This is a genomic window from Parvularcula marina (genome assembly GCF_003399445.1).
GTDB lineage: Bacteria > Pseudomonadota > Alphaproteobacteria > Caulobacterales > Parvularculaceae > Parvularcula > Parvularcula marina.
Genome location: NZ_QUQO01000034.1, coordinates 1 through 503, shown reverse-complemented (window position 1 = coordinate 503; position 503 = coordinate 1). Strand labels below are relative to the sequence as shown.

Below are 503 nucleotides of genomic sequence, written 5' to 3'. Positions count from 1 at the left end.
AGAACGGTGCTGTCGCTGTTCAGGGGTTGACGAGTCGTGAATCCGAGACTCCGGAGTTCAGTGAAGAAAAACTTCGTCACGAGGCAGGGTTGCTTGAGGGCGTCACCTCAGTGGGTTCGGGAAGTGTGCTGAGTCGATTGTGGGACAAGCCGACCATCACTGTTACCGGGATCGATGCGCCTAGCGTCCAGAACGCGTCAAACACGTTGGTGCCCACTGTCACAGTCAAGGTGAGTGCACGAATTGCCCCTGGACAGGATGCGGATGACGCGTTCGAAGCGCTTCGCAGCCACCTCGAATCCCACGCGCCCTTCGGTGCGCATCTCGAAATTTCCGACGTCGACACGGGTAGCCCTTTCCTCGTCGATACGAGCGGGTGGGCTGTAGACGTCGTGAAGTCAGCCATGCGCGAGGCGTGGGGAAACGAACCGCTTGAGACTGGAATTGGCGGCTCTATTCCGTTCATTTCGGATCTTGTCGAAGTTTTTCCTGAAGCCCAGATT

General features: G+C 57.3%; 1 protein-coding gene. It reads left to right on the top strand.

Features of this window, described 5'->3' with window-relative positions; translation table 11 throughout:
- Positions 1–503 (top strand): peptidase dimerization domain-containing protein (locus DX908_RS16105; protein WP_158548886.1); only part of this gene is annotated, 503 nt, incomplete at both ends.